At 74.6% G+C, this 394-nt stretch carries 1 pseudogene; it reads right to left on the bottom strand.

Annotation, left to right across the window (positions count from 1 at the left end):
• Positions 1–48: 48 nt before the first annotated feature.
• Positions 49–394: pseudogene (locus tag LPA54_RS41390) on the bottom strand (WYL domain-containing protein); the annotation flags it as partial.

The raw sequence follows: 394 nt of genomic DNA, 5'->3' as shown, positions 1-394 counted from the left end.
CCACACGAGTGAACTGGCTCAGGACGGTACCTGGCGTTCACCTGCTTGTCAGCAGGTTCCGGGCGGTGAATTTCGCGGAAACTTTCGATCCTGTTCGTATCGGTCGGCCAGGACCGCCACCGCCTCGGCGACCGCCCGCCGCAGTCCCGGCGGGCCCAGCACCTCCGCCTCCACCCCGAGGCGCAGCAGATCGCCGGTGGCCACCGCCTCCGACTCCACCGGCAGTTCCACCTCCACCCAGCCGTCCGCGTCCGGCGGCCCGGCCTCCGCCAGCGCCCGCGCGCCGGCCGCCCCGAACTGCAACGGCAGCAGCTACCGCCCGCGCGGGGACAGCCGCAGCCGGGCCGAGCCCTGCCGCAGCGCCGCCTCCAGCCGCCGTGAGGGCTCCGCCCAG

Origin of the sequence: Streptomyces sp. DH12 (assembly GCF_020873895.1) — a bacterium.
Taxonomy (GTDB): domain Bacteria; phylum Actinomycetota; class Actinomycetes; order Streptomycetales; family Streptomycetaceae; genus Streptomyces.
This window is presented reverse-complemented; position numbering and strand designations above follow the sequence as displayed.